Source organism: Amycolatopsis sp. WAC 01376 (assembly GCF_003947415.1).
GTDB lineage: Bacteria > Actinomycetota > Actinomycetes > Mycobacteriales > Pseudonocardiaceae > Amycolatopsis.
In genome coordinates, this window is record NZ_QHKL01000001.1 from 1,211,173 (window position 1) to 1,237,205 (window position 26,033).

General features: G+C 64.8%; 29 protein-coding genes. 5 read left to right on the forward strand and 24 right to left on the reverse strand.

Annotated elements, in window-relative coordinates; all coding sequences use genetic code 11:
* Window position 1: 1 nt before the first annotated feature.
* The gene (locus tag DMH03_RS05755) at window positions 2-1,132 is read right to left on the reverse strand and encodes a helix-turn-helix transcriptional regulator (RefSeq protein ID WP_125790902.1); all 1,131 of its coding nucleotides are present in this window, start codon (window positions 1,130-1,132) and stop codon (window positions 2-4) included.
* Between the two features lie 1,023 nt (window positions 1,133-2,155).
* Between DMH03_RS05755 and DMH03_RS05760 the strand changes: the two genes are divergently transcribed.
* The 3 genes from DMH03_RS05760 to DMH03_RS05770 are packed head-to-tail and all read left to right on the forward strand — an operon-like array spanning window position 2,156 to window position 3,237.
* Window positions 2,156-2,446, forward strand: coding sequence for a hypothetical protein (locus tag DMH03_RS05760; protein ID WP_125790903.1), 291 nt, complete (start codon window positions 2,156-2,158; stop codon window positions 2,444-2,446).
* 9 nt (window positions 2,447-2,455) lie between these two features.
* Entirely contained in the window at window positions 2,456-2,893 is a 438-nt protein-coding gene (locus DMH03_RS05765) for a hypothetical protein (protein ID WP_125790904.1), read from the forward strand.
* 17 nt (window positions 2,894-2,910) lie between these two features.
* Window positions 2,911-3,237, forward strand: coding sequence for a helix-turn-helix domain-containing protein (locus DMH03_RS05770; RefSeq protein ID WP_125790905.1), 327 nt, complete (start codon window positions 2,911-2,913; stop codon window positions 3,235-3,237).
* Window positions 3,238-3,289: 52 nt separating this feature from the next.
* On the opposite strand, the gene DMH03_RS05775 is transcribed toward DMH03_RS05770, so the two are convergent.
* The 4 genes from DMH03_RS05775 to DMH03_RS05790 form a co-directional block, all read right to left on the reverse strand.
* The gene (locus tag DMH03_RS05775) at window positions 3,290-3,715 is read right to left on the reverse strand and encodes a hypothetical protein (protein ID WP_125790906.1); all 426 of its coding nucleotides are present in this window, start codon (window positions 3,713-3,715) and stop codon (window positions 3,290-3,292) included.
* Window positions 3,716-3,909: 194 nt separating this feature from the next.
* Window positions 3,910-4,335 (reverse strand): Lsr2 family protein, encoded by a 426-nt coding sequence (locus DMH03_RS05780; protein WP_125790907.1) that lies wholly within the window; start codon window positions 4,333-4,335, stop codon window positions 3,910-3,912.
* 377 nt (window positions 4,336-4,712) lie between these two features.
* Entirely contained in the window at window positions 4,713-5,237 is a 525-nt protein-coding gene (locus DMH03_RS05785) for a hypothetical protein (RefSeq protein ID WP_125790908.1), read from the reverse strand.
* Window positions 5,238-5,270: 33 nt separating this feature from the next.
* Window positions 5,271-6,212, reverse strand: a complete 942-nt coding sequence (locus tag DMH03_RS05790) for a sigma factor-like helix-turn-helix DNA-binding protein (RefSeq protein WP_158633060.1) — start codon at window positions 6,210-6,212, stop codon at window positions 5,271-5,273.
* A 480-nt stretch (window positions 6,213-6,692) separates the two neighbouring features.
* Between DMH03_RS05790 and DMH03_RS05795 the strand changes: the two genes are divergently transcribed.
* Window positions 6,693-6,872 (forward strand): hypothetical protein, encoded by a 180-nt coding sequence (locus tag DMH03_RS05795; RefSeq protein WP_125790910.1) that lies wholly within the window; start codon window positions 6,693-6,695, stop codon window positions 6,870-6,872.
* 46 nt (window positions 6,873-6,918) lie between these two features.
* Here DMH03_RS05795 and DMH03_RS05800 read toward each other — a convergent pair whose 3' ends face one another.
* The 11 genes from DMH03_RS05800 to DMH03_RS05850 form a co-directional block, all read right to left on the reverse strand.
* Complete coding sequence (locus tag DMH03_RS05800; RefSeq protein WP_125790911.1) at window positions 6,919-7,365, reverse strand: endonuclease VII domain-containing protein; 447 nt, start codon at window positions 7,363-7,365, stop codon at window positions 6,919-6,921.
* Window positions 7,362-8,027 carry an HNH endonuclease gene (locus DMH03_RS05805; protein WP_125790912.1) on the reverse strand — a complete coding sequence of 222 codons (666 nt, stop codon included), beginning with the start codon at window positions 8,025-8,027 and terminating at the stop codon, window positions 7,362-7,364. Before DMH03_RS05805 ends, DMH03_RS05800 begins: the two co-directional genes overlap by 4 nt.
* Window positions 8,028-8,091: 64 nt before the next feature.
* Window positions 8,092-9,951 (reverse strand): DNA polymerase, encoded by a 1,860-nt coding sequence (locus DMH03_RS05810; protein ID WP_125790913.1) that lies wholly within the window; start codon window positions 9,949-9,951, stop codon window positions 8,092-8,094.
* 83 nt (window positions 9,952-10,034) lie between these two features.
* The gene (locus DMH03_RS05815; RefSeq protein WP_125790914.1) at window positions 10,035-12,440 is read right to left on the reverse strand and encodes a phage/plasmid primase, P4 family; all 2,406 of its coding nucleotides are present in this window, start codon (window positions 12,438-12,440) and stop codon (window positions 10,035-10,037) included.
* Window positions 12,441-12,613: 173 nt separating this feature from the next.
* Window positions 12,614-13,297: a hypothetical protein gene (locus DMH03_RS05820; protein ID WP_125790915.1), complete on the reverse strand. Its 684-nt coding sequence runs from the start codon at window positions 13,295-13,297 to the stop codon at window positions 12,614-12,616.
* Window positions 13,298-13,352: 55 nt separating this feature from the next.
* A complete protein-coding gene (locus DMH03_RS05825; RefSeq protein WP_125790916.1) occupies window positions 13,353-13,769 on the reverse strand; it encodes a hypothetical protein in 417 nt (138 codons plus the stop codon).
* Window positions 13,770-13,789: 20 nt separating this feature from the next.
* A complete protein-coding gene (locus DMH03_RS05830) occupies window positions 13,790-14,587 on the reverse strand; it encodes a hypothetical protein (protein ID WP_125790917.1) in 798 nt (265 codons plus the stop codon).
* Between the two features lie 139 nt (window positions 14,588-14,726).
* Entirely contained in the window at window positions 14,727-15,308 is a 582-nt protein-coding gene (locus tag DMH03_RS05835; RefSeq protein ID WP_125790918.1) for a hypothetical protein, read from the reverse strand.
* 75 nt (window positions 15,309-15,383) lie between these two features.
* The gene (locus DMH03_RS05840; protein ID WP_125790919.1) at window positions 15,384-16,172 is read right to left on the reverse strand and encodes a hypothetical protein; all 789 of its coding nucleotides are present in this window, start codon (window positions 16,170-16,172) and stop codon (window positions 15,384-15,386) included.
* Between the two features lie 193 nt (window positions 16,173-16,365).
* A complete protein-coding gene (locus tag DMH03_RS05845; RefSeq protein ID WP_125790920.1) occupies window positions 16,366-16,623 on the reverse strand; it encodes a hypothetical protein in 258 nt (85 codons plus the stop codon).
* Entirely contained in the window at window positions 16,620-17,165 is a 546-nt protein-coding gene (locus DMH03_RS05850) for a hypothetical protein (protein ID WP_125790921.1), read from the reverse strand. The genes DMH03_RS05845 and DMH03_RS05850 overlap by 4 nt, the downstream gene beginning before the upstream one ends.
* A gap of 322 nt (window positions 17,166-17,487) precedes the next feature.
* On the opposite strand from DMH03_RS05850, the gene DMH03_RS42015 reads away from it, so the two are divergent.
* Window positions 17,488-17,652, forward strand: coding sequence for a hypothetical protein (locus DMH03_RS42015; RefSeq protein ID WP_158633061.1), 165 nt, complete (start codon window positions 17,488-17,490; stop codon window positions 17,650-17,652).
* A gap of 58 nt (window positions 17,653-17,710) precedes the next feature.
* Here DMH03_RS42015 and DMH03_RS05855 read toward each other — a convergent pair whose 3' ends face one another.
* From DMH03_RS05855 to DMH03_RS05890, 8 genes are all read right to left on the reverse strand, one after another.
* Window positions 17,711-18,640, reverse strand: a complete 930-nt coding sequence (locus DMH03_RS05855; RefSeq protein WP_125790922.1) for a peptidoglycan-binding protein — start codon at window positions 18,638-18,640, stop codon at window positions 17,711-17,713.
* Between the two features lie 106 nt (window positions 18,641-18,746).
* Window positions 18,747-19,457, reverse strand: coding sequence for a hypothetical protein (locus tag DMH03_RS05860; RefSeq protein WP_125790923.1), 711 nt, complete (start codon window positions 19,455-19,457; stop codon window positions 18,747-18,749).
* A gap of 175 nt (window positions 19,458-19,632) precedes the next feature.
* Complete coding sequence (locus tag DMH03_RS05865) at window positions 19,633-20,718, reverse strand: hypothetical protein (RefSeq protein WP_125790924.1); 1,086 nt, start codon at window positions 20,716-20,718, stop codon at window positions 19,633-19,635.
* Entirely contained in the window at window positions 20,715-21,869 is a 1,155-nt protein-coding gene (locus DMH03_RS05870; protein WP_125790925.1) for a hypothetical protein, read from the reverse strand. The genes DMH03_RS05865 and DMH03_RS05870 overlap by 4 nt, the downstream gene beginning before the upstream one ends.
* A 24-nt stretch (window positions 21,870-21,893) precedes the next feature.
* The gene (locus DMH03_RS05875) at window positions 21,894-22,826 is read right to left on the reverse strand and encodes a phage tail domain-containing protein (protein WP_158633062.1); all 933 of its coding nucleotides are present in this window, start codon (window positions 22,824-22,826) and stop codon (window positions 21,894-21,896) included.
* A gap of 4 nt (window positions 22,827-22,830) precedes the next feature.
* Entirely contained in the window at window positions 22,831-25,158 is a 2,328-nt protein-coding gene (locus DMH03_RS05880) for a phage tail tape measure protein (RefSeq protein ID WP_125790927.1), read from the reverse strand.
* 183 nt (window positions 25,159-25,341) lie between these two features.
* The gene (locus DMH03_RS05885; RefSeq protein WP_125679284.1) at window positions 25,342-25,596 is read right to left on the reverse strand and encodes a hypothetical protein; all 255 of its coding nucleotides are present in this window, start codon (window positions 25,594-25,596) and stop codon (window positions 25,342-25,344) included.
* Between the two features lie 15 nt (window positions 25,597-25,611).
* Window positions 25,612-26,004 carry a hypothetical protein gene (locus DMH03_RS05890; RefSeq protein WP_125790928.1) on the reverse strand — a complete coding sequence of 131 codons (393 nt, stop codon included), beginning with the start codon at window positions 26,002-26,004 and terminating at the stop codon, window positions 25,612-25,614.
* Window positions 26,005-26,033: the final 29 nt, after the last annotated feature.

Here is a 26,033-nt window from a genome sequence, read left to right on the forward strand (position 1 = left end):
TCTAGTCCGAGGTTGCCAGCAGGCGCCGAAGATCTTGAAGGCTGCTTGTAGCCCGGCCGGAACGTACGTCTGAGAGCGCGGCTGCTGCCTGATTCGCGAGGTCGCGCGCCTGCTCAAGGCGGCCTTCATGGGCATACAGCGTTCCGAGGCTGATCACGATTCCAGCCTTGGCACGGGCTCGATCAGTTCCAAACTGCGGAAGGATGGCTTCGAATCGGCGTATGGCTTCTTTGCGTTCGCCCGCTGCGCTCAGAGACTCGGTGATCAGCTTGTCGACGTGAGCGGGCGTGAGGAAGGTGGCCCATGCCGGAGCGTCGCCCCCACGCGCGGACAGCTGCTCCGCCAGGTGGATGTGTCGGCGAGCCCGTGAGGTCTCTCCGGCGTTCGCGAGGTGCCGCGCACACACCGCGTGCAGGTTGGCCTGTTCAAGCGTGCACACGCTCGTATCCGAGAGCGCGACGCTAACGATCTTCGCAGCTTCGGCGGGCGCTTCCTTACCTATTTGAGATGCCGTGTCGATCAGGACATGAGCGCGCAGGTCTCGATCGTTGCCATCGTCGGCGGTTGCCAGAGCCAGTTTGGCGAGTTGGCGCGCTGAGTACTTCCGCCCGGCGTCGTAGTGCGTCCATGCGGTCCGATCGGCCAGCGCCGCGACGGCCGATGACAGGGCGGTCCTGGTCGTATCCGTCATGGAGGCGTCAAGCAAGCTAACGGCCCACTTCAGGGCGCCCGTGGATACATCGGCGGCTGCTGCGCCACCCAATCGGAGGTCAATCGCGGTGTAGGCGTTGGTAGCTTGAAGGACTGCCTCCACCTCGGACGTTCCCACCTTGGAAGGCACGTCAGGGGACACCAAGCCGTCAAGCAGGCGCGATAACGGTTCAGGAGACACAGCACCAGCGGCCATTGCCGCGACGGCGGCCAAGAGTTCCCTGCGGTTCACATCCTCACCTAGCCCTTGCACACCAAGCGTGCGTTCGTAGGCTGCTACCAGCTCTGGGGCAGCTGTCCGCTTCCCATTCTCCACCAAACTCAGCATGGACTTGCTGTAGCTGGTCCGCTTCGCCATGTAGTCAAGGCCGACCTTGGCGTCCATGCGTGCCGCGCGAAGCACGTTGCCCGTCTCAGACATCTTGAGCGGCCCCCTCGCGCGGTTGTCAACGGCTGTCAACAGTTGATCAGTTCCAAGTACGCCGCGTAGTGCCGACACTACTTGAGGGTGTATGCGGCGCCAACCTCCGCCGATCCGGGGGGAGCGCCCTCCGAGACAGCACTCATTGGTCACGTCGGCGTCAGGGGAGCAGGTAGGGCTATGGAGAGCGCAGCGGTCTGGATTGCTAGCGGACTCTTCCTCCTAGCCGGAGTGCTCGGCGTGATGACCTTCAGGCGTCAGCGGCAAGAGCGGCTCGCACGTGGCTCTAACCGTGCTCCTGTCCCTTGGGCAGTGCTCAACGCACGTATCAAGGAAGAGCGGCAGCCCGAGACCGCCACCGCTGCGGCATTGCGTCGTCAGCGTCAGGGCGTACCGGCCTCTCCGGGGCCTAGGCACAGGGTGCCTCAATACCTTATCGACCACCTGAATAGCCCGGCTGCACGCTCACCAAAAGATGTCGCAGTCATTGTTCCGAAGCAGTCTAGAGCGGAATTAACGGCGCCTATGCCCATCGTTGGCCACTTGAAGGTATGAAATGGATATCGAAGAAGCTCTTGAGGAACTTTCAAACGGTAAGTGGGAAAAATGGGCGTTCGGGGCCGAAGATGATCCGGTCGGGCTTGTCTTCATCTTCTGGTGGGGCGAATGCGCGGATGTCGTCCTGCTCAGAAGCCAAGAGTCCGCCAGTTCTTGGCGCGCACGCCTCACTGAAGAGGCTCACCCGTTCGCACCCAAAATAGTAGATTGGTTCTTCTGCGGAAGAACCGCTGACGCAATAGGGCGGCTTCTGCAACTGCCACCGCCGGGTCATTCGCAAGCGCCCGAACGCTGTTACAGATTCATTGCGTCGGCACGAGTTCCTCTAACTTGGATGCAAGGACCGAAACGGCTCATTTCGACCGCTGCGCAACGCCCGGATCTCTGTTAGTCCATCGCACGGCCCAAATCCACGGCGGGTGCATCTGCCAAGCGCCCCTGAGCGCTCCACGCGATGTACCCGCCGTGCTCCATCTGATCAAAAGGCAAAGCTTGAGTAGCGATGATGTAAGGCGAGGCATTGAAATGTCTCGCCAAGGGATCACGGACGACCTCGACCTTGCTTGTAAGCATGTCGAGGACAAGTGGGCCGAGGCGTTCCTGGTCTTTGAGCAAGCGGTCGAGGGGTATCAGAGCTTACCGAACGTCAGGGCTATCAAATTTGGATTCATCGAGGTAGATGAGCTTCTAACAAATCTGTCCGCGAAGCGCTCGTACATGAGCGCGATGATGCACACGATAAAGAACCAGCTCTAGAAGGTCGACATGAGAAAAACCTCTGATCTAGTTGATCCATACATCGACAAGATAAGTTTCGGTATCGAAATTGGGATCTTGACTGAAGACTTCAGCATGGCGCTGAGCGCAATACAGGAGATGATTGATACAAGCCGCGCAGTCTTACCTGCATCGACATTTCTGATCCAACTGGCGTTCAGCAGGGAATTAGATCGCTGGCCTGCCGCAGACCAGAAGGGGCGCAACTTTCGAAGCATCGATTCACTGCTCAGTCAAAGGATCTGCAACGTCTTTGAAATCGCAGACGCGATGTACGCGAACCTGATTCGACGCGGTAGGAAAAAGGGGTACCTGGAGGGTCAGTTGCATGACCTGCTGCTAGAAACTTCTACGTACTTCCCAGGTTCGAAGTTCACGAGACATGCCCAGAAGATCCGGCGTGGGTCTGACTCAAAGTTCGACTAGTCAAAGGTAAGAGACAGTTGGAATCTGAAGTCGTGCGCCTTGAAAGGGCAGCGTTTGCAGCGGCAGCGTTAGCATCGGTTACCAGACTGCATTTACTGCAACTACTTGGCAACAACCCGTTGCTCCCCAGCCATCATGTCAGCGAAGTGGATGAAGACGGCGGCGTGGGGCTTACGTTGTTGACTCATGCAGTTCGATTGGGTGTTCCGGCAGTGCTGAAACACCTGGATATGTTGCGGCATGCTGGTCTGGTGAGAAAAACCGTTGTGGACCGACGGGCGTACTACCGCCGTGACGAAGACGCGCTTCGTAAGGCCCTAAAGGATATTCGGGAAGCCTTGTGAATGAGAGAGGCCCCCTCCCGGCGCGGGGAGGGGGCCTCTCGTGTCTGTGGCGCTAGTTCTCACACCGCGTCGGCCCACCTTGGTTCTGGTGGGCAAGGGTGCGGTCGTCGGCGCTGCGGACGGCCACACTCTGAAAGTCGACCTTCGTGTCTTTCGCGGCCTTGAGCGCGGCCTCACAGACGGCCGTGGACGTCTTCTTGTCGCTCTTGGTGAGCGACGTCGCGACGATGACTGCGCGGCCGTCCAACGTGATCTGAGAGACCTTGTCGGCCCACGGGGCGGACTTGGCCGCAGCGGTGAAGGTGTCACGGAGAGCTGCGGGTGTGTCGGCGGCCGGAGCGGACGACACCGGAGGGGCGGAGGACACGGGGGTCGTGGTGGTCTCGGCGCCACAAGCGGCCGTCAGGAAGAGCCCGGCGAAGGCCACGGCGGACACGGTGAAACGGCGGACGGACTTCGTCGTAAAGGAGAGGTTCACGCGCTCTCTATCGCCTTTCGCTGGTCGTTAGTTACTTTGTGGTGTGCACTACAAGAATTGAGAAAAAAGAAAGGCCCCCCACCCGGAGGTGAGGGGCCTAACTGTTCGGGTTAGAACCGGCGTATAAGTCCGTCCCGGCCCGAGACGCGCTCAGAGTACCAGCACACCCCAGGGCGCGGGAGCGACCTTCGGCCCTACTTTGCGGCGGCCTTCTTGCGGGTCGGCTTCCGCGCGGGGGCCTCCTTGACGGGCCGCTGTTTCGCCTCCTCATACTCAGCCTTTACGGACTTCGGGATTGCGCCCCGCGTGCCCAGGTTGTAGCCGTTCTCGGCGGCCCAAGCTCGAATGGCGGGTCCCTCCGGGTTAGCAGGCTTCCGGACGTAGGCAGGTCGGTCCGGTTGCGTGGCGCTCAGGACCGGACGGGCGCCCTTGCGGACTTTGTTCCCGCTGACGCGTCGGGCACTCGCGATGTACTTGCTCAGGTACGTCCGCAGGTCGAATGCGTGTTCGCTGGACAGGTCGATTTCGTAATTGACTCCGTCAAGCCCGAACCAGACCTGTTCCGCGTCCGGCTCGCCGGTGACGTCGCACACCAATTCAGTAGTGATCTTCTCGGCCATGGTTGTTCCTTACCTCCAGCTCCCCATCTAACGCGCTCATCGTAACCCGTAGCGCACCAGCGTTTTGCAATACCCCGCAATTGCTTCTTTGCTATCCGGCGCATTGTGGTGCGCATTTCAACCGGCCTGAAAACAGTTGTGGTGCACACACCACAAAAGGCCCCGCGGCCGGCGAAGGGACTCTTGTGGTGCGCACTCCACCTAGCGTCGGACGGTGTCCGGGTACTTGTCCGTCGTGACCAGGTGCGTTCGTGGGAAGCCGTTCTTCGTGCGGCACTCGCGGACGCTGAACTCGGAGCCTGCGAGTAGCTCCCGGATGTGGTGTGTTGTCCCGTGCTCGCAGGGCGAGACGCGATGCAAGGTCACGGGCTCGGCCCTCACGCAGCCTCCGCTGCGGGGTCGGCCGCGACCCACTCCGCAGCTTCGAACAGGTCCACGTCTCCGACCTCGAACACGGTTGCGGTGATCTTCAGGGCAGCGGCCCGGCGGGTCAGTTCGGCGAACGTCTCCGCCGTCGCGGCAGGGTCGGCGCCTTGCCTGCGGTCGTCGGCTTCCGACGCGGTCAGGGTGAGCTTGTCGGCAGCGTCGGCCGCGTCCGTGCGGGAAAGAATGACGCTGCGGCTCGTGCCGCCGTCGACACCAACGCCGATGAGGATGCCGGGGTCATCGGTGGTGCGGCCCAGGAAGACGCCGGAGACTTCGCCCGCCTTGCCCTGTTCGGCGAGAAGCGCGCGGATCTTGTCGGCAACCGCGCGGGCGTCGTCGCCGGTGATCTCCAGTTCGGCCGCGTCGGAAAGCCCGTCCGTGGGTTCGGCCTCGTTGACGGTGATCAGGACAGACGAGCCAAGGGCGGCAAATCCGATGAAGTCCTCCTCATCGGTGACACAACGGAATACGTGCATTCGTGGTTCCTTAAAAGAAGTCGTGGCCTGGAATCAGGCGACGCAGCGCACGCTTTCGGGCGCGCGGGGCTGAACGATTTCGGGGGCCTGTTCGTCGTTGTCGGCGCCGTGCTCGCGCGTGACGCCGATGTCGTCGGCGGCCTGCGTCAGTTTGGCGAGCGCCGATGCCCGCAGCCGCTTCACATGGCGGGTGGACATGCCGAGTAGTTCGGCGGTTTCCTCCGTCGTGGCGGCCAGGCCGTGAAACCCGAAAATCGCTTCGATGACGTCATGTTCGCGCAACGTCAATTCGGCGCGCTCAATGGTGCGTTGAACGTCGTCTCGGTCCTCTACGCGGGCGAGTGCTTCGGCTGCGGCAGGGTCGGCGGTGGTCTCCGCGAAGGAGAGTCCGCCGGAGCTGCTCGCGTCGTTCCACTGCACGGGCGCACCGAATGCGCTTCCGTGCACCGCCCAGAAATGGGCGAGGCTCCATCCGAAGTGATTGCGGGCGTACTGAACCGCCTTCAACGTGTTGTACGACGCGTCCGCGTTCGCGGTGGCGTTGAGGGCTTCCCGCAGACGTCGCCGTTCCCGTCCAGGAATCGGCGGACGGCCGGGGCGCTGCGAGTCGACCAGGTCCACCAGGTGCCGACGGAGGGACCGCCCGATGTACGGGCCGATAGCTCCGCCGAATCGATCCCCGACCAGTCCGGCGCGCACGTCTTCAATCAGTCGAAGCGCTCCTTCCTGGTGGAGGTCTTCCCGGCTCAGTGCAGCGTCTCCCGCCACGCGTGCGGCCGTCCGTTCCAGGTCCGTCGCCACCCGTACGTACAGCGGCAGCTCCGCCGTGCGGTCGCCCTGCGCGATGTCCGCGACGAGATCCGGTGTGCCCCTGGTGTCTTCGTGTGCTTCTTCCGCGAGCCCGCTTGTGGCGAGTCGCGCGATGTGCCCCGGCAGAGCTGCGCCCTGCGCTTGAACCGCTTTGCCTGCGTCCAAGCCGTCACGCAGAGTGTTGACTAGCGCTCTCTGCCGGGTTGTGCCTTGAGCCAATCCCCTCGTCCTCCCCCTACCTCGCGTCGTGTCCCCCGACCGAGCTTTCGCCAGGCCAAGCTAGCGCCATTGAGCAGGACACGCCCTCGTAAAAAAAGTTCGGCAAAACATGTAACGCGCAGGTCAGGCCATGTGGCTACTGCTCAGTTCAGCAAGGTTGAAACTTGAATTACCTGCTCTGCCTGCCACCTGTCTCGAACGCGTGTTCGAGAGCAAAAGGGACGTACTGCCGTGGTTTACGAAACTGGTGTCAATACGGCACCGAACAATGGACAGGGACGTGACGAGCATCACTTTTGAACACTCTCCGACGCTAGGCCGTTCGAGTGAATTTGATCATGAAGCCGTCTGCGCGCGTTCCAATGAACGGGCAGCGTCTCGCGTCCGCCGGGTTGCTGCTTCGGTGTGCAAGACGGCTTGCACGGCGTGACGGCGAGTAGCGTCCAGCGCCCAGTACAGGCCCGTGCTCTCGCGCGCCAGGACTACGTCTTCCACGGGGCGGCTCACCCCGTCGACCGGTCGAGCGGGCAGGCCCTGCGGAGACATCGCGGTCGCGGAGTCGGCAACTCCGGCCACGGCCTCGAACGCGTCGGCGGCCGTCCGTAGCCTCCGCGCGATTGAGACGAAACTGTCGGTTCTCAAGCTCAATTCCTCATTTCCTCTCTTCGTCGGCAATCGCAAGCAGTTCATCCGCGCGGGCCAGATACGCCAGGGCTGCATGCAAGATCTGCGGAGACTCGCGGAAATGACCAAGCCCCGCGTTGCATGAGTGGCACAGCAGGGCGCGCACGGTCCCGGATTGGTGGTCGTGGTCGACCATGAGGCCGAGTGGTAAGCGGTCTTCGTGTCGGCCGCACAGGGCGCACCGGTAGCGCTGCGCGGCCCGCAGCTCGTCCACGTCGGCGGCCGTGATCCCGTACCGGGCGACGTACCGGCGGTTGCGTGCCGCGTCGCGGGTGGCCTGGTGACGGATGGCGGCGGCCCGGCGGGTGCACGTCGCGCAGACTCCCCGGCGGCCGTCCCGGCTCGACGCGCGGCGGTAGTACTCGGACAGGACCTTGGGCGTCCCGCAGCGGGCGCACACCTTTATGTCCGTCATGCGGCCGTCCAGGTGCGCCACAGGCCCCGGACGGCGGTCCGCTGGTCGTCGGTCAGGTCGGTGAGCCTGCCGGGCAGCCACTCGCCCAGCGTCCGCCCGCCCTTGGACAGGTTGCACGGCGAGCAGGCCGGAGCGAGGTTCCACGGCGCGTCATCCCCGGCCAGCACGAGCGGCCACACGTGGTCTAGGTGCTCCGCCTTCCCGCCGCAGTAGGCGCACCGGTCGCGGTAGAGCCTGCGCAGCCACGGCACGTCATAGGCGAGGGCGTACACGGCCCGCTGATCGGCTCGCAAGGCATGGCCGCGTGCTCTCTGCCGATCTCGGTAGGACGGGAAGACCCGATACGCCTGGTCGGCGAACAGCCGGAAGTACCGGACTGACTGTGCGGCGAGCGCGTCCAGGCAGGCCCGGACGTCGTCGGCGACTTGTGGTGTGCACGCCAATCCGGCCCCGCGGCCGGCGAGCGGTGCTCTCGTGGTGCACACACCAAGGTCGGGCCGCTCCGTGTCGGCCCGCAGCGCGACGTGATGAGCCTCCGCCCGGCGGGCGGCCTGGTCCGTGTCGCCGTACTGCGCGAGCAGTCGCGCCGTCTCCTGTCGGCGCCGGGCCTTGAAGTGCTCACCCGCGCACGAGCGGCACAAGAACAGCTTGCGCGGCCACATCGGGTAGACCCGGACCCTCTCGGTTGCTCCGCAGCGACACCGCGCCATGGTTCCCCCTCTTCGCTCAGGCGGCGGCCCCGTAGAGCGATCCCCAGGTGCGTCCGCCGATGTCCAGATCTGTCGTGAGCGGCACGCCGAAGAAATCGGGCACCGCCATTGCCGCTTGAATTTCGAGACCGACCTCTTTCGCGTCGTCGGCCGGGGCGACGAAGACCACTTCGTCATGCACCGGAAGCCGCAGGAAGTCGGTTAGGCCGCGCTCGTCGAGCCGCAACAGCGCTTCGGCCAACACGTCGCGCGAGGTGCTCTGAACCATGTAGTTCGTGGCCGCGTAGAGCCGTCGTCGGTCGAGCGGGAGACGGCGCCCGGACGGGGTGATGACCTCCTTGGCGCCCCACTCGGCCCGGTTCTGAAGCCGCTTCGAGTACCGGCGGACCCCGGCATAGGCGCGGTCATAGGCGCGGATGGCGGCCTTGACCTGGTCCAGCGGCGCCCCGGTCTGACGGGCGAGCGTGTCCGGGCCTCCGCCGTAGACCTTCCCGAACCCAATGCCCTTGCAGACCTTGCGGTGGTAGTCGGTGAAGCCCGGCCCGTAGATCAGCTCCGCCGTGAATCCGTGCAAGTCCTTACCTGCGTGGATTGCCGTCGTCATCTGGACGTCCCCAGACAGCGCGGCGAGTACCCGCAGCTCGACCGCTTGGTAATCGACCGCGCCCACGACACAGCCGGGTTCGGCTTGCATGGCGCGGCGGATCATCCAGTCGCCGGACGGGAGTTGCTGAAGCGGCGGACGTGAGATCGACATCCGCGCCGTGCGAGCCTGAAGACTCGCGATGTCCGGGTGAATCCGGTTCTGCGCGTCCCTGCGAGACAGCATGGCGTCCGCGTAGGACGTCGCCCACTTCGACGCGCGTTTCGCCCGCAGCACAGCGTCCGCAAGCGGATTCGCCTCACGTGCGCCGATGCGCTGCCACTTGCGGTCAAGATCCGCAATCGGCAACAGCACTTCCTTGTCGACCTTCAGCGCACCGGATTCCGTTGTCTCCGTGAGGGTTTCACCCATGCCTTCAAGCGCTGCGGAGATCTGCGCCGGAGCGTTGACCGACGACACCCCAAACCTGCGGGCAACCGCGCTCCACTCGTCCGCTTCGGCGAGCAGCCGCGCGGCAAGGGTTTCGGTGTACTCGACGTCCAGCAGGAAGCCCTTTGCTTCCATTCGCGCGCACACCAGCGCTACCGCGTGCTCAAACTCCGAGAGCCGCTCATACCCGGCGGCCTGCGCGAGCGGACCCAGCACGCGGAAAAGCCGGGCCGTCAGGATGACGTCCAGCCCCGCGTACAGGGTGTACAAGGGATTGCGGATGTCGATTGCGGCCCAACCGGTCTCCTTGGTGTGCCCGATCTTCCGGAACTCGCCGTACAGTCCGGCTTGCGTGTCCGGCGCGTCCGGGTCGACGTGCCGTGCGGACAACGGTTTGAGCCCTTGGCCGATGCCGCCGGGGTCCTGCGGTCCGCGCGGGTCGAGCAGGTGCGCGAGAATCCGCGTGTCTGTGATCCTGCGCCAGAGCCCCGCCAAGTCCACGCCGAGATGAGCCCACACGGTGAGCGCATCGAATTTCGCGTTGTGCGCCAACAGGAAGGGCAACGTTTCGAGCGCTTCACGGACAGCGGCTTGTGGTGCACACACCAGGCCGGCGAGAGGGTCGACCGGAAGGACCCACGCTTCGCGTTCGGTGCCGAACTGGACCAGGCGGACCCGGAAGCCGGGTGCGAAGATGTCGAGCCCTGTCGTCTCCGTGTCGAACGCGACCGGACGGTTTTCGTTGCTGCGACACCAATCCAGGAACGCGCGGACATCCTCTGACGTCTCGACGTTGCGGACGATGACCTGTTCCCCGGCGATCCGGTAGCGCTGTACGCGCATAGCCCCCCTTGCTGAAAGCGCGCAGGACTGACCAGGCCACAAGGAAACGCTGCGGCCCGGCCTGTCTGCTTAGTGGTTGCGGGCTATGCCGCGTGAATCTCGTCCGGCCGCGCGACTCGCACTCCGAGCAGCTTCTTGCCCGCGTTCGCGCGAGCGCTCTTCACCTTGCGGGATTCCAAGTTGCGGGAGAACTCCCTTGGTCCCCAACGAAGGACTTGCATCACCTGCTCTTCGTCCCGCCAGTTCTGGAACATGTCCCACGCCTGTTTTTGCAGGATGCTTCCCTGAGGGTCGCGCACGAGCAGGCCCGGCAAGAAGCCGTCCAACAGGTCGGACTCTTGCCGATAGTCGGCGACGGCCGCGCGGACTGACACGGGCTCGCGTAGGCCCCCGGCGTACCACTCGGCCGCCCCGCGCACGACCCACGCGAGGATGCCCGGCGCTTCGGCGAGCAGGGCACGCGGAAGCATCGGGTCCTTCTCGTCGTCACTGAACGCACGCGTGAAGGGGATTAGCCTTGTCCTGCGCCAGAAACCGTCATCCTGACCGCGCACGTCGGGCCGGTAGTTCGTGGCCATGAGCATTAGCGCGGTGGGCTGGAAAGTGAAGACGCCCTTGTACAGCTCGCGTGCCGTGACGGGGTCGCCTGCGGTCAACTGTTTCAAGAGAGCTTCGTTCAGCCGCAACCCATCCGACAGTTCGGACAGCACCGCGAGCCGGACACCGCGCAGCGCGGCAAGAGCCGGGTTCGCGGCGCCCGGATCGTAGCTTCGCTGATAGGCGATGGCCGCCTGTGACACGTGTCCCGTGATCCCGCGCAGCACGTCCGCCAGGGTGTTGACGAACACGCTCTTTCCATTCGAGCCTTGCCCGTAGAGCAGCGCGAAGGCGTGCTCTCGCATCTCGCCGGTGATGCCGTACCCGATGAGCCGACGCATGTACGCGGGTAGCTCCGGGTCGTCCGGGAAGATCTCCGCGAGGAACTGTGTCCATCGTGGACACTCCGCGTCCGGGTCGAAGTCGGCACGGATGTACTTCGTGAGCCGGTCGTCCCGTGAGTGAGGGCGAAGCTTCCCGCTGCGCAGGTCTACCGTGCCGTTGGCGAACGTGAGCAAGTGCGGGTGTGCGTCGAAGTCCTCCACTTCGTGCCCGGTGATCGTGCGCAGGTGCTCCAGCGCGGCCCGGATTCCGGAATCCATGTGCATCCGGCGTGTCGTCTTCAGCGCGGACTTGTACATGTTGGACTCGTCGCCGAACCGTTCGCGGATCTCGGCAAGCTCCGCCAACATCGCGTCGGCCACCCGGTGCCCGATGGCTCGTTCCCGCGTGGCGCTCATGACCGACCACACGGAGCCCGTCCACGTCAGGAACCCGACTCCGTCCACATAGGCCGTGTCCTTGCCGACGATGTCCAGCGCCCGGCGGGCGTTCGCGATATCCGTTCCCTCCATCGGCACCCGCTCCCTTCGCGGCTTGGTCGGTGTCGGCGGTGTCGCTTGCGGGTCCGTCCAGGCGGGCGCGTCAGACACGGCCGTGTGCAGCGCTGCGGCGAACTCGCCCGGTGCGGTCGCACGCCACGCGGCGAGATCCTTGATCCCTTCCGGTATCGCGAGGACGCACACCTGAACGTCGAGCGTGGCTAGTTGCGCGCCAAGCGCGTCGTTGAACTCGCGGCCTGATCGGTCGTTGTCTCCGGCGAGTACGAACAAGGCCCCGTCCGGTGCCCCGTCGACCAGCTCCCGCGCCGTGCGCTCCGAACGCGCGACCCCGGAGCCCCGGACGGCCACGGCGGTGTACCCGGCGGACACGGCCGTGAGCGCGTCGCCTGGTCCCTCGGTCACTAGGACCGTGTCGAAGGAACCGGAGGTGCGGAAGACCCCGGTAGCGCTCCAGCGCATCCCCTCCGCCGGGCTCGCGAGGTTCACCCAGCGGGCCGGACACTTCCCCGCAATGTCGCGACCTTGAAGCCCGCGCGGGGTGCCGTGCCAATCGAGCATGGGCACGACCAAACGCGGGTGAGCGGTGTACGCCTGTGTGCGGAAGTCCTTGCCCCGTGTCGTCACGGTCCCGTCGTCGTGGCCAAGCTGAAGCTCTCGCCCCATGTCCTCGGTCACCCCGAACCGCTCCAGCGCGTACACGGCGCTTTCAGAGCCGGGAAGGCGGGCCGCTGCGGCGGTCACGTATTGCATGAGCGCGGCGACGGCGCCGGGGTCCAGCTCCACGGGCGGAGTGTCGGAAAGCGTCGGCTCACCGCTCACCCCGAACAGATCGGCCACCCGCAGCCCGGCGGAGGACAGGACGGCATCTGTCGAGCATCCGGCGCGGCAGTGGATCAGCGCCCGGCCGTCAGGCTTGAGCGAGACGAACAGGCTCGGTCGTCCGTCTCCGTGCGCGGGACAGCTCACCAGGACCCCGCCCCGGTCTTCGAGCACGGCCCCGCCACCCAACCGCTGTAGCAGCGCGTCAACGTGCAACGTCTTCCCCCTCATGGTCAGTTGATGTGTGCACCACAAGCCGCCCTCGCCGGCCGCGGTGCCATTCGTGGTGTGCTCACCACAAGAACGTAAGGCCGTTTTCAGCCGGGCTGTCTACAATTTGTAGACGCGAAAAAGGCCCCCGAAGCCGTCCAGGTGGACAGCTCCGGGGGCGGTAGCGCGAGCGCCTACGCGGCGCCCTTGATGGTGATCTCCGGGCGGTGGTACTCGACGTGGCGGCCCGCCTTCGTGTCGTACTCGACGAAGGTCAGTTTCAGGTCAGCCTTGACCGGGCCGTCCGCCGCGCTCAAGGCACGTTCCAGCTCCGGCAGGTCGTTCACGAGCGACCACGAGCCGGACGAGAACAGGAACAGCCCGATCTCCGGGTCGTCGGTCAGGCGGAACCGCAGCGAGATGTCCGGCTTCGGTCCCCGGCCGCTCTTGGCCTGTTCCTTGCGCTTGGTCAGCTCGCGCGGGCAACCGCAGGCTTCGCCGATCTCGTCGTCGGCCGGGTGGCCTTCGATGAAGAACGCGCCGTCACAGATGTGGATCGGCCCGGCCTGCCCGTACAGGGCCATGCGGGTACGCAGCGCGGAAGCGCCCTCGATCGCGACGGACACGCTCTTGGTCTCGGTGAGGACCTGGACGTTGTCGGACTTCTCGGTGTCCCACTCCTCCGGAGTACCGCCGTACAGCTCCGCCATGCGGTCGGCGACGTCCGGGTCATCGGTCGTCACACGCCACTCTGACAGTGCCTGCGGGCGGCGACCGATCAGGATGCCGGAACGGAAACGCCCAACGATGTCGTCGGCGAAGGTGTTCCGCGTCTTCGGCTTGGCGTCCGGATCGGTCTCGAAAATACGCAGCGACAAAAGGAATCCTCGCTGTCGTGTGCGGACCCCGCTGGTCCGCAGTGGTGCAGAAAACTCAGAAACGGAAAGGATTCACGTACTGCGGCGCCCGAAGCTCGCGGTACAGGCGATCCATGTAGGCCGCGTTCCGGCGAGCCGCGAGCCTGTTCGCCTCCGCCTTGCGCGCCGCTTCCGCCTTCTCGCGCTCGACCCGCTCACGGGCGGCGATATCAGCGGCCTTGATCAGGGTTTCGCCGATCTCGCGGGCCTGCGCTTCGGTGAGCGGAAGCCCCTTCGCCTCCCCGCCTTCGGCCGTGATCTTGATGGTTGCGGCGTTCTCGTCACTCGCCACCACCCGATTGACCCGCAGCGTCCGGCGGTGCGCCGTGACCACGGCCGGGAACGGCGAGATCTGTTCGACCTTCGCGCCGGTCGGCAGGGCCTTCGGGTCGGGCTTGTCGGTGGTCTCGTACGTGACCTTGTGCGTTGCCATGAAACGGTTTCCCCTCTTGATTACTTGCTGGACGAGCGACGCTCAGAGCCCGTCGAAGCCACGGACTCGTGAAGCGGTTTGCCGATGACGGTTGACGATTCGGTGGTGACCCAGTCGAAAACCTTGCGCAGGGTCAGGAAGTAGCCGAACACCCCGGCGTCGACACGGGCCGGAACGAGCTTCCAGCCCTCCGGCCGCAGGTGCAGCACCGCGCCCGCGTGGATCTCCGGGACGGGCACCTGTTCGCCGTCCTGCGTCACGATGTGGTCGGCGTAGCTGTAGGCGGAGAGCTGTAGCGCCACCTCTTCGTGCACTCCGGACCGTGTCGACTTCGCGTCGAGCATCACCGTTTCGCCGTCGATGTCACAGATGGCGTCGAAGCTTCCGGCGTACTTGTGGGTGTTCGACCACACCGTGTCTTCGATGTGCCGGTATGTCGGCTGGTACTTGTCGTGGAACTCGCCGATCCAGCGCACGTACGGCTCAAGGTCCGGATGCTGCCTCCCGATCCGGTCACCCCGCGCCGCTTTTTCGTACAGCGCATGGACTTCGGTCCCGATGTCGGCCGCTTCGTTCGTCGTGCGGCGGTGCGCCCGCTTGAGGTAATCGACCGCGCCCGTGGGGTCGTTCATGGCCAGACCGACCACCGGGCCAATGTTCGACACGGCCGACGCCGCCGTGACCTTCGCCGCCCAATAGGTCAGGAAAGGCTTGGGCAGCATGGAAAGTACGGACGTGACCCCAGGCAGCTTCTCGCGGGTCTCAGGATGCACGTAGAAGCGGCTTCCGCCGCGCTTGATGGTTTTTACTGCGCTCACTCAATTTCCCCTCTATCGCGCTCTCAACCCGTTCAGTGGCGGTGGAGCGGCGCGAGGGGACACGATCCGACGAGAAAGTTTCAGAACATGAAAAAGCCCCCTCCCGACAAGGGAAAGGGGCTCAATCTTCGAGCTGCGGCTACGGGCTTTCGGGCGCCAATCGGGCGCGCAGGTGGTTGCACGCGGCGGCCGTGTCGGCGAGGACGGTGCGGACCTTCTCGGCGGTCTCCGTGTCCAAGGTGGACGCTTCCGGCGAGTCGACCAGCGCGGCGGCGAGCGCGTGAAGCTCCGCCACCTGATCGGGCAGGCTTGCCGGGGCGTTGGTGACCTGGTCGGCATCCGGGCCGGACGCGCCCTTGCGGCGCGGGGCGTTGCGGTCCTGCGGGTTCAAGTCGTAGTCGGCGAGTTGCTCCGTGCTCAGCTTCCGCCGCAGCACGATTCCGACCTGATGGCGAACCGACCCTTGCACGCGCTTCGAGTCCTCACGGGACAGCCCCGACGCTTCGTAAAGCGCGGTCACGGCGGACCGGTATGCCTGCGACTTCCCCGCGTAGTCCGGCCTGCCCTTGTCGTCCTGGAACGTCTCCCGCAGCTCGACCAGGACACGGCCTAGGTCTTGCTTGGCGTCGAGCGAGTCGCGCAGTACGGCGGTCTTAGCGAGGTCCGCCCCGGTGCGGACAAGCGCGGCCTGCCTGGTCGTGAGGTCCGGTTGTGCTCCCATGTCTCCCACCCTTTCACGGGGCGAGCCCTCCGCGTGGACTCGCCCCGTGACCATGGTAACGCAGCTCTTGCGTGCTTAGTCTTCGTCCTCGTCGCGCGGCTGGAATGGCGCCATGCAGTCGCCGCAGAGGATCGGGGCACGCTCCAAGCGGCCGGGGGTGATGGGGAACGGGTCGGCCGTTGCGCAGATGCACGTGACGTAGATCCGCTTTCCGCCCCGCGTCCCGCCGCGCGAGCCCTTGCCGCGCTTCTGCGTGCCGCTTCCGCCGTCGCCACCTTCCCCGCCGTCTCCGCCGTCGCCACCAGCGGCGCCGGGGTCGCCGTTCTCGAATCTCCGGCCCTCCGCCAGGTACGCGAGGCGGGCCGCTTCGAGCTTCTCGATGACCTTTTCGTACCGCGCGGCGGTCGCGTCGATGATCTCGACCTGTGAGAAGCCGATGGACTTGTGCGGCGCCTTGCCCTCCGGCCAGATAAGACCCAGCTCGTTCGCCGCCTTCACGAACGTTTTGTTGTGGCGGCCGTTGATGTTGGTTCCATGCTCCCCACGAGCATGGTTGAGCCCGTGCGCGGCTTCGTGAAGAAGGGTCTGCATAATCCGGCGGCCGGGAAGCCCGAGCAGCTCGCCGGACACGAACAGCTCCGGCTTGCCGGTAAGGATCTGCTGAACGATGTTGACCGGGGCGCCCTCCTTGCCCTCTTCGTCCTGCGTCCAGCGTCCCGGCCAGAAGTGCGCCCACTTCGGGCTCTTGCCGTGGAAGCCCGCCCCGGTCACGGCGACGACATCCGGGACATCCTTGTGCTTGCGCTGGATTGCACGCCACGCCATCTCGATGGCCTTGATGATCTCGCTACCGGTCTTCGTCATGTCCGCTTCCCTCCGTCGTGGCCTGCTGAAACAAACCTAAGCTGCGTTACCATGGTAACGCAGCTATTTGTGGTGCACACCACATCGGCACAGCTGTGCCCGGCTTGGCGTGCACACCACAAGGAAGGCCCCGCGGCCGGCTCGAGTGCGCTTGATGTGCACACCACAAGCCGGACGCGGGCAGGCCACGGGCTCAGTCGGCCGGGGAGGTCTCCGGCTCCGGCGCGACGTCTTCGAACTCGTATTCGTGGGCGCGTAGGCCGCGCTGGTCGGCCGGGACGGTGGTCACCCGGCGGTGGATCTCCACGCCCGCGATGAGCGAGACCGCAGCGGCGGCCACGTCGAGCAGGGCGCCGTCCGGCAGGCCGGGCACCAGGTGCACGAGCAGGCCCACCAGGGCGCCCACGAGCGTGAGCACCAGGGCCGGGAACTTGCGGATGTAGGCGATCAAAGTACGTACTCCTTCACGAGCTGGTGGACGCGGTCGGCGAGCGCGTCCGGGGTGGAATCGTTGGTGACGGTCACGTCCGCGCGGATGGCGTCGGACTCGCTTTCGGACACGTGCGGGTCGGCAACGGTCAGGCCGGGCCGATGCACGCGGAGGATCACGAAGCCCCGTGCCCGCAGCTCCGCCGCTTCGTTGATGAACCGGCAGTCAGGGACGACTACGGGACTGTGGACCAGGCGGACGCGGTCGGTGAGAGCCTTGACCCAGACATCCGGCCCGAGGGTCTCCCGTGCGCTCACACCGAGCCGCTGAAGGACACGCCGGGCCTCCGGGTAGTCGTCCTTCGCGCGCTCCCAGCCCAACCGGTCGACCACGTCTGCGAGCCGCTCGCCCTCCCGCAGGATCGGGCTCGTCTCGTATGCCATGGTCTTCAGCGGGTCGGCGAAGCCCATCCGCGTGTACCCGTGGTGACGGGTCAGCACTCCGGCGGCCGTGTCCTTCCCGGACCTCATCCGGCCGACGATGCCGACAGACCGACGTGTCATCTCTTCCCCTCCCTGTAGATGCCTCTCGCTTCGTCTTCAGTGGCGGTAGGAGGGCAAAGGGGGACATAGGCAGATGGGATATTCGGTTGTTAGCCACTGCCACTACTAACCCAAACGGAGCAGCGCTCTCAAACGCGCAACATGGAATACCCAAGTCACTCCGTAGGCCAACGCTTGGGGAACCCGCGACATGTAGTCTCTGGGAGTCGGTCCGACACCTCCCTCTCTAAGGGGGAGTAGCTGGCGCGGCTGTAGGGCCGACAGCAGTACGTGAGTTTGAAACTCGCGTGCGGCTTACCGACGCCCAGAAAATGGTAGAGAAATGAACTATCTGCTAGGTCTCATGATCGTTTCAAGTACCGCGCTCATGACCTTGCGAATATCAGCCAAGTATAAGCGCAGCGTCGAGTTTACGTTCCTCGGCATCAAGCTCAAATCTGCCGCTGACAGGCCGCAGGAAGATGAGAAGGGCAACCTGGCGCCGTGAACATTCGTGGGCCTGCGCCTTAGCTAAGCGTGGCTAGGGCGCAGGCCCACGAACTTGCTTATAGCTTCAGGGCCGCGAGCGTGCGCGGACCCGCGATGCCGTCCGCGACGAGCCCGGCCCGGCGCTGGAACTCGCGCACGACGCTTTCCGTCCCGGCGCCGTAGACACCGTCCGCCGTGAGATGCGAGTACGCCGGGAACCACGCGTTGAGTCGCCGCTGAAGCGCGGTGACCGCCGGACCCTGCGAACCGCGCTTGAGCGTGCTCCCCGGCGGCGCAGGTGCAGGAGTGCCCCCGCCAGTGCCAGGAACAGCGCCACCAAGACCGGAAGTGATTCGTCCCCATGTGGCGGGGCCGACAATCCCGTCAGCGGTGAGGCCCTGTCGGGACTGGTAGCGCTTGACGGCCGATTCCGTGTCAGCTCCGAAAATGCCGTCCGCCTTGAGACCGAGGAATCGTTGGACAAGCGCGACGTCGGCCCCGGAGGAACCGCGCTTGAGGGTGGCGCGCCCACCGGAGCCGGAGTCAGGAGGGGACGTGTTGCCGCCCCCGTTCAGCCGGGCCGCGACCACGGCCACGCGGGAATGCGGAGCGTTGATCTCGAAGTGCATTTCGTCGGCCCTGCCGGAGTAGTCGCCGCCCCAGCGCACAACGTTGTCCACTTCGGACAGAATGCGGTGGATCTCCGCGACCTGCGGGCCGGTGAACGTGCCACGCTTGCCAAGCGGGTGCCGCGTCGCGTTTGCGTCGGCGGCCGTGGCCGACGCGTGGTTGCTGGTCGCGGTGCCGCCCCTGATCGGACGATTCGCGTAACCCCAATCGTCGGCGCCCTGGTCGAGATCCTCAACGCGCTTGTCGAACTGGGACAGCACATACATGAGCACGTCGCCCGCCGGGCCATCGGCCACGACGATACGGACGTTCGTGCCGGGTACCGTGCGAGACGAGCGCGGTGGGTTCACGGGCCAGCCGTTCTGAGAAACAGCCATAGGGAACTCCTTGCAGCAAAAGGAAAAGGGAGAAGGCTTGTGGTGTGCACGCCAAAGGGAAGGCCCCGCGGCCGGCGAAGGGCCGCTTGTGGTGCACACGCCAAGGTCAGTAGCCGAAGCCGCGCGGCTCCAGCGGCCAGGCTCCGTAGGTATCCGGGAACGGCGATGGCTCGCCGGGAGACGGCTTCGGAAGGTCGGGCGTCTCAAGGACAGGCAGCGGTGGAGGCGGTACGCGCTCTGGCAGCTCGACCGGTTGGGGCGCGGACGGAGTCGGCTCGTCTGGCGGTTCGCTGGCGAGCATCTGTCGTTGCTTGGCGAAAGAAGCACTCGGTGTTCCTCGAAGCAACGTCCCTTCGGTTGTCGCCGTCGGGTAAGACGACAAGGGCGCCAAGAACATGTACTCCGGCTCGAAAACGGGAACCGCGTAGGTGTTCTCACGTGGAGTCACCCAGCTTTGGAGGACGTTCGCTTGCGTCACCGAAAATCCGTTGGCCGTTGCGTCGGATTGAAGGCTGCTTGGTCGGGCAAACCACACGTGGTTGGCGGTGGCTTCGGCGAAGTATCGGACCACGCACTTCCGGAGCACCGAAATCGCTTCGGTGTCCTGCCATTCGTCCACGGGCATCCCGTGCAGCCATGCCAGTTCGAACACCTGCACGTTGTAATCATCCGGGTTGGTACGGCCACGCATGGTGAATATGCGCGTAGAGGTCGTCAGTCCGCCTAGCGTCGCCTCAAAGTTGAACCTGAGAGCGGACGTGCCGAACGCCTGGATCATGAAGCGGGAAACCAGAACCGGGTACTTGGGATTGACCATCCCGCTTGCGTAGACGGCTTGGCGGCCGTCCCGCGCAAACATCGCGCGAGCTACCGCCCCGTCGTTCGTCGTCAGACGGTCGCGGTAGGTGACCTTCCGCTCTCCACGCTCAAGGGCACTGATTCTGTCCGCCAGGCCCCGAAATTCAGCCTGTAGCGATGGGGGAAGCGTCGGGTTAGCCAGTGGGTTCACCTCCGAAGACCTCGCGGGACGCAGCGGTCAGCGTGATCTGTTCGGTGCCGGATTCGTCCACGGACACCGAAAGCTCTGTGATCCGCCACATCCCGTCAATGGGGACCAGGCCGTACCCGCCGCGAATGGTCATCGCGTCGCCAAGGTCGAAATCATCGAGTCCGGGCGAGCTGTCCGGATACAGCGCGATCGACGGGAGCACGACCGGAAAGGCGCCGATGCGGGCGCGCTCTTCCGCCTTCGCTTTCAGTGTTGAGTACTCCTTGATGTCCGAGAAGGACTCAACAGCTTCCAGTCGAGGGAAGATCTTCGACGGACTACCAGCCGATGCCCACACCTGATCGGCGCCGTCGCCGGAACCCAGCGCAAAGGCGTGCGTCACCACGGACTTCCCGCCGACACTTGCGGCGACGATGTCACAGTTCCGGCCCTGCTCCAGGGTGACAGCACGCGCACGGCCTACGGTCGGGAAGTGAATGCGGAACGCCGTGCGTAGATCGGCATCGCTCCACTCGGTGTCGAAGCTGAAATCGAATCCGTTAATCACTGCGGCGAGCTGTTCGACGGCTTCGCCGATGCTCTTGTGTTCGGCCTCCTTGTACGTGCGGTCACGCTTGACGCCGGTCTTTTCCAGGCCGTACGTGATCATTCCCAGCCGGGAACCGTCGCCGTATTGCCCGGCGTGCTGAAGCAGGGAACGCGCGATGTCGGCTTGGTCGACTTGAGTAAAGGCAGTCGTCGCGTGGTAGTGCCGAAGTCGGTAGTAGCTCAGCCATCCTTCGCATTGCAGTTCCATCGTTCCCGCTGCGAAGTCGGCTTGCGCGTCCCACATGAGGCCCGACCAGACGAAACGGCCGTTCCGTTCGATGTAGACGGCGGTCGCGCCTCCGGTCACGATTGTCTGTCGGTTGACTCGTACGATTCCCGGATTCAGGGCAATGGTGATGGACGCCGAACCGGGCGCATTCAAAGTGTTGACGTAGGAGAACTTCTCCGCAGGCAATTCACCGTGAATGATTCCGGAGAGCACGTCTTGAAAGAGCACGCGATATGAGGCGGTTTTTGTCACGGGCCGCGCCACACGGCAGAGAATCCGCTGACGTGATCATTGGGCGCTTCTCTGGTGATTGCAGCAGCTACGGCCGAATACGAATAGCACCCGAAGGTGGTTCCTGCGGCGAGCTTCTTCGTGGCGGAGCAGTTCACATTCAGCGCGTAGTCCGCCGTGCTGTCCTTGGCCCACAGTCGATCAGGGGCCGCGCCGATCATGGCGTATTTGTCGAATGTGCCGAAGGTGTAGCGGAGGTTCAGCGCCAGTTGCCACCATCCCGCGCGCTGGATCGTGAAGATCCCCGACGAGTCAACAGAGATACCCTGCGGGGAGGTGATCACGTCGGGGAACGCAATGAGCTTCGCCGTCGCGACCGACGACTGATCACCTGCAATCCGCCATTCGCCGCCGGGTGTCGACCCGCTCATGTCGGCTACAGACAGCCATTCCGTGCCGCTCCAGCGGTACAGCGCACGGTCCGTGCTCCGGATGATGAGTTGATTGATGTACGGCGCGGAGATCTCGGACGGGTTCGCCACGGCTTGGATTCCGGGTCCGAGACGTTGCCACGTCGCACCGTTGTAAACCCATGCTTCGCGGGTCGAGCTGTCCGTCCAGACCTGTCCAGGACGGTTGAACGCCGGACGTTCGACGCCATACAGCGAAGGTCCGGAAATGTATTGCTGCCCGGAGGAATAGCGCCGGTCAGTCCCGGACGGCTGCGTGCCTTTCGACTGCGCCGGAACAAGAAAGTCTTGCACCACATAGGCCGCTGGTGTCGACGGAGGCTGCGGCGACGCGGCTGGGTCACCCTTGCGGATCTCCAGGAACCAGCGCCCCCGCTCTGCGGCCGTGGCGGGAGGGACGACGTAGGCCACAAGGCGATCGATACGATCGCGGGTCGCGTCGGCCGGGTCGAGCGTGAGGACCGTGGACGCGGTCGCTTCCACGAAGTACACGCCCGTTTCCGTTGCCGGGGTGGGGACCGCGACCCTGCCGGGGGACACGGTCACGGTCGAGCCGTCCAGCGACACCGCGAAGTCCGAGACGCCGAACATTCCGACCTGACTGCCGACAAGGCGACTGAAGATGCGGCGGACGAGTCCGGCGGCGTACTCCGTGTTGTCCGCGAAGATCGGCGGTGAATCCATTTCTTTGCTCAGAACCATAGAGCGAAACCAACTCCGATTCAGTTACACCCAGGCGCTAGCCCATTCGCACGTCAAGGACGCCCCGTCACCGGCGGGGCCGGGGTCGAGCCGGAATCCTTGGAAAGCGAATTCGGTTATGCCGGGCGGACAGGTCAACCAGGTGTTACCGGTGCCAGCGGTGGCGAACCGTGGCGCGGTGCCGTTCAAAAGGACTTCATGCGTGTACGTGTCGACGTCGAGCCATTCACCGCGCAGCAAGGTGTATTTGAATGTCAATGCTTCCGCGGTTGCAATGTTCACAATTTGCGGATCGGTTACCGGGCCTCGCACAATGAAACGCGGATACGTGGCGAAGGTGCCATCGTTCGCGACACGGATTACTCCACGTTCCGAAGGGACGCCGAATTTGATGGGGAACCTGAACGGTGTACGTATCCCTCCGCCCAAGGAATCCGGAACCGGAAGACCGGTGGTGCGACTCCGGATTGCCGGGTCGACAATGAGAGGGCTACCGCAATACATTTCGATGGTGACCATGGCGAGCCCGTTGCTGTATTCCACGTTTACCGGGATCGTGCGCTTGCGGACGCGGGCCGCCACGAAGCGGACTCCGCCCCCGGCGATTCCGGGGAAGCGGAACACCAAGGGCGCGTCCGGCCGGGCCGGGGCGAACGCGTCGGCTACCTGATCGAGTGCGGCGGCCAGCTCGTGCCGCTCGCGGCCGTACGCCTCGATGGTGAGTGTGATCGTGCGGGCTCCGAGGTAGTCCGACCCGCTCACGTCGCCGTGACGGCTCAAGGCGGCCCTGTCAGAGGTACGCACACCGGGGATATCCAAGAGGCCGTCGACGGCGACCAGGGACAGCGGGGAGTCGGGGGCGCCGATGACGAGCCCCCGGTATTCCGCCATCCACTCATCGGGGACGTCGAGCGCTCCGCGCTGCGCAGCGGCGAACAGGTCTGGGACCAACTGCATTCGGCTACCTCCCGCCTGTTCGCATGGCCCACGCGACTTCGCGGCCGATGGCGTAGGGATTTGCGTTTGTTTGCGCGTAGACGTTGACGACCGCGCCATTTCCGGACCCCATGCCGGACGCGGAGTGATTGGGGATTACTTGCGCACCTTTCGGCAATAGGACTTGTTCGGGTCCTCGCTCGCCTACGGTGTAGACTCCGGTCGCAGAGATCGGGCCGCCCATCGCACGAAAGGGGTTGATGCTCGCAAGGAAATTTCCGACGTCTGAGATGCGATCCTGAATCCACTGAATCGCACCCTTGACCTTGGACACGACCCAGTCGAAAGCGTCACCGATGGCACGCCGGATGTCGGCTCCGAGATTGAAGAAGAAGCCCGTTACTCCGGACCAGATATCGAGCACCCAGTTATAGGCGGAGCGGACTTTGTCGACCACCCAATTGAAATGATCAGACACGGTCCGGACGATCGCTCGACCGGCGGACACGATGAAATCTACGACCGCGTTCCAAGCGTCGACGGTCCATTGTTTTACAGAATCCCAATTCGCGATGATCAACGCGACCAAACCGACGACGGCGGCGATGATCCAGCCGATCGGCCCCATAGCCATGACCCAGGCTGCGGCCATCTGCGCGCCCCGAATCAGGGACTGCACGCCGAGTGCGACCCATCCGGCAACGAGCACCGCGAAGGCGGGCACCTGCGCGGCAAGAGAAGCGAGGGCTTCCACTTTGGACAGAACCCAGGCGCCCGCGATGGCCGCGCCCTGGATCGCTGCTTGAACGCCCAAACCGGCCCAGGCGATACCCAGTGCGACGAACGCGCCCGCCTGTACAGCGAGCGACGCGGCGCCCTGGACTTTAGAAAGGACCCATGCGGCAGCGACTTTCGCCGACTGGATCATGCTTTGCAGCCCGAGACCGAACCACAGCGCGGACAGCGACACGAGCGCGGCCGACTGTGTGACGAGTGACGCGATCGCCTGGACTTTGGACACAGTCCACGCAGCGACGGTTTGCGCGGCGCTGATCGTTGCCTGCACGCCCATGGCGACGAGCGCGGGCAGGAACACGGCAGTGATGACCCCGGCAACGACGGTCAGCCAATCACTATTCCGCCCGACCCAGTCCACAAGGGACGTCAGAGCCGGAAGTACCGTGCTGGTCAAGATCCCTGCGGCGACACTGAACGCGGGTCCGAGGACGGTCGCGAGTACGCCCGCCACCTTCTCGATGAGCGGCACCACGTGCGCGCCGAGTACGGTCACGAGCCCGCTCGACAGTGTCCGGCCGAACGCTTCGAGTCGCGTCTGCGCGTTGTCGTGCAACGTGTTTCCAGTCGCAGCAGCAGCGCCGGACACTTGGCCCAGGCCCGCGACGGCGGTTGACGGGTCGAGCGCGTAGAGCGCGTCTTGAAGGTCTTCCGCCTGTGTCCCAAAGAGGTTCACAGCGGCCGTCGAGCGTGCTACGGGGTCGGGGATGGCGCGAAGTCGGTCTAAGGTGAGGTCGAGCGCTGCGGCAGCGACCGGTCCGCCTGCGGCGAACTTGGCCGCCATGTCCGACGCGCTCAACCCGATGGCCTTGAAGCCGTCTTCGGTGGTCTTGCTGCCATCCTTCGCGCGGATGGCGAACTCTTTCAACGCGTCGGCAACTTTGTCCGCGTCCCGCGCCCCCGCTTGAAGCCCTTGGGACAGGAGGCCGGTTGCCGTCTGTCCGTCGAGCCCAAGGGCACGGAACATGGTGCCGTACTCGTTGAGTGTTTCGAGGAAGTCGCCGGACTTGTCCACGCCGTGCTGAAATCCGGCGGTGATGATGTCGAAGGCTTCATCCGCGTTCGCGGCAAGCCCGGTTCGGATCATCTGTCCGACGGCGCGAGTGACTCCACCTAGCTCCTGGTCGAAGATCTTGGCCGTATCACTGGCCTTCGCGCCGATCCGTTCAAGATCGGCCTGCGAGGCAGTGCCCATACCGTCGATGTTCTGCACGACACCGCGAATGGCTTCGGTGATGTCGGCCATCGATTCGCCATACCCCTTGGCGTACAACGCCCCTGCGGCAGAACCGTAGGTCTTCGCCTGCGCTCCGGTCGCACCAAGCTGCGCGTTCAGCTTGTCCGTCAACGACTCTTGCGCGAGAGCGTCAGAGATGGCGGTACCGATGCCCGCGACCGCACCGGACACGAGAGCGAACTTCGCGGCCATGCCTGCGACTTTTCCCGCGACGTTGCCGAGTGACACCCCGAAGCCGGACACGGCCTGTTCGCCGTCGTCGAGCTTCTTGGTGAGGTCCGAGACGTCACCCAGGATCGTTACCTTGATCGGCTTAGCCATCGGCGCCCCCTCACGTCATGACCGGGGTACGACGCGTCCCCGGCTCGTGTCCTCCGCCGTGTCGGCGGTTGCGGTCCTTCAGGTCTTTGTCCATTGCGGACACCAACGCGTTGAACTCCACGAGCCGCAGCGTGTGCAGGTCCGCCCACGTGACGCCGAAGTGCGCCACAAGCCGTGCTTTCGTTACTGCGCGGCGGGCACGGTAGGGTCCGGCTTCCCCGCCGGGCGCTCGACGCGGATCTTCAGGCTTCCGGCCTGCTCGATGGTGAAGGCGGGGTCTTCACGGCGCTTCACCACGAACGCCAAGGCTCGAAGGAACTTGCCCTTGCGGGAACCGGGCTTGGCCACCGACTCAATGGACGCGTCGATGATCTCTTCTACGGTCTCGATTTCATCGATGGTCAGTTCATCGATGTCAATGGAAATGAAGTCGGACAACGATTCTCCAGTCTTCTAGGAGCCGAGAGCGCGCCGTACAAGCTGCGTGATCCGGTAGCGGAACACGCGTGTGTACTCATCTTGTTTCTTCCCGGCGGTGTCGAAAAGGAAGGGCTGCGCGCGGATGTGCCGCTTGCGCCACCCGAAATGGATAGGTCCGGCGTACGGGACCGACGAGCCGCGTCCCGCGCGAACGATGGCGCCCTTGACGCTCGCGCTCGGCTTGACCGTGCGTGCCAGTCGGCCGGAGCGATGCGGAGCCGCACGGCTCGCGGGCTGCGCGACGACATCGGCGGTGTCCTTGTGCGCCTGCGCTAGTTCCTTGCGCAGGTCGGCATCCTTGGTGCGGCGGATGGCGCTCCGCAGCTCCCGGAGCCCGTCCACCCGGACTTCGAAGTCACGTGCCATGGGTGAAAGTCCTCCTTGTGGTGTGCACA

Excerpts from the sequence above, each read along its gene's own strand:
- DMH03_RS05755 (WP_125790902.1), bottom strand. The coding sequence starts at position 1,132 with ATGTCTGAGACGGGCAACGTGCTTCGCGCGGCACGCATGGACGCCAAG.
- DMH03_RS05765 (WP_125790904.1), top strand. The coding sequence starts at position 2,456 with ATGAGAAAAACCTCTGATCTAGTTGATCCATACATCGACAAGATAAGT.
- DMH03_RS05780 (WP_125790907.1), bottom strand. The coding sequence starts at position 4,335 with ATGGCCGAGAAGATCACTACTGAATTGGTGTGCGACGTCACCGGCGAG.
- DMH03_RS05785 (WP_125790908.1), bottom strand. The coding sequence starts at position 5,237 with ATGCACGTATTCCGTTGTGTCACCGATGAGGAGGACTTCATCGGATTT.
- DMH03_RS05800 (WP_125790911.1), bottom strand. The coding sequence starts at position 7,365 with ATGACGGACATAAAGGTGTGCGCCCGCTGCGGGACGCCCAAGGTCCTG.
- DMH03_RS05805 (WP_125790912.1), bottom strand. The coding sequence starts at position 8,027 with ATGTGGCCGCGCAAGCTGTTCTTGTGCCGCTCGTGCGCGGGTGAGCAC.
- DMH03_RS05810 (WP_125790913.1), bottom strand. The coding sequence starts at position 9,951 with ATGCGCGTACAGCGCTACCGGATCGCCGGGGAACAGGTCATCGTCCGC.
- DMH03_RS05815 (WP_125790914.1), bottom strand. The coding sequence starts at position 12,440 with ATGAGGGGGAAGACGTTGCACGTTGACGCGCTGCTACAGCGGTTGGGT.
- DMH03_RS05825 (WP_125790916.1), bottom strand. The coding sequence starts at position 13,769 with ATGGCAACGCACAAGGTCACGTACGAGACCACCGACAAGCCCGACCCG.
- DMH03_RS05835 (WP_125790918.1), bottom strand. The coding sequence starts at position 15,308 with ATGGGAGCACAACCGGACCTCACGACCAGGCAGGCCGCGCTTGTCCGC.
- DMH03_RS05840 (WP_125790919.1), bottom strand. The coding sequence starts at position 16,172 with ATGACGAAGACCGGTAGCGAGATCATCAAGGCCATCGAGATGGCGTGG.
- DMH03_RS05850 (WP_125790921.1), bottom strand. The coding sequence starts at position 17,165 with ATGACACGTCGGTCTGTCGGCATCGTCGGCCGGATGAGGTCCGGGAAG.
- DMH03_RS42015 (WP_158633061.1), top strand. The coding sequence starts at position 17,488 with ATGAACTATCTGCTAGGTCTCATGATCGTTTCAAGTACCGCGCTCATG.
- DMH03_RS05855 (WP_125790922.1), bottom strand. The coding sequence starts at position 18,640 with ATGGCTGTTTCTCAGAACGGCTGGCCCGTGAACCCACCGCGCTCGTCT.
- DMH03_RS05860 (WP_125790923.1), bottom strand. The coding sequence starts at position 19,457 with ATGGTCAATCCCAAGTACCCGGTTCTGGTTTCCCGCTTCATGATCCAG.
- DMH03_RS05870 (WP_125790925.1), bottom strand. The coding sequence starts at position 21,869 with ATGGTTCTGAGCAAAGAAATGGATTCACCGCCGATCTTCGCGGACAAC.
- DMH03_RS05875 (WP_158633062.1), bottom strand. The coding sequence starts at position 22,826 with ATGCAGTTGGTCCCAGACCTGTTCGCCGCTGCGCAGCGCGGAGCGCTC.
- DMH03_RS05880 (WP_125790927.1), bottom strand. The coding sequence starts at position 25,158 with ATGGCTAAGCCGATCAAGGTAACGATCCTGGGTGACGTCTCGGACCTC.
- DMH03_RS05890 (WP_125790928.1), bottom strand. The coding sequence starts at position 26,004 with ATGGCACGTGACTTCGAAGTCCGGGTGGACGGGCTCCGGGAGCTGCGG.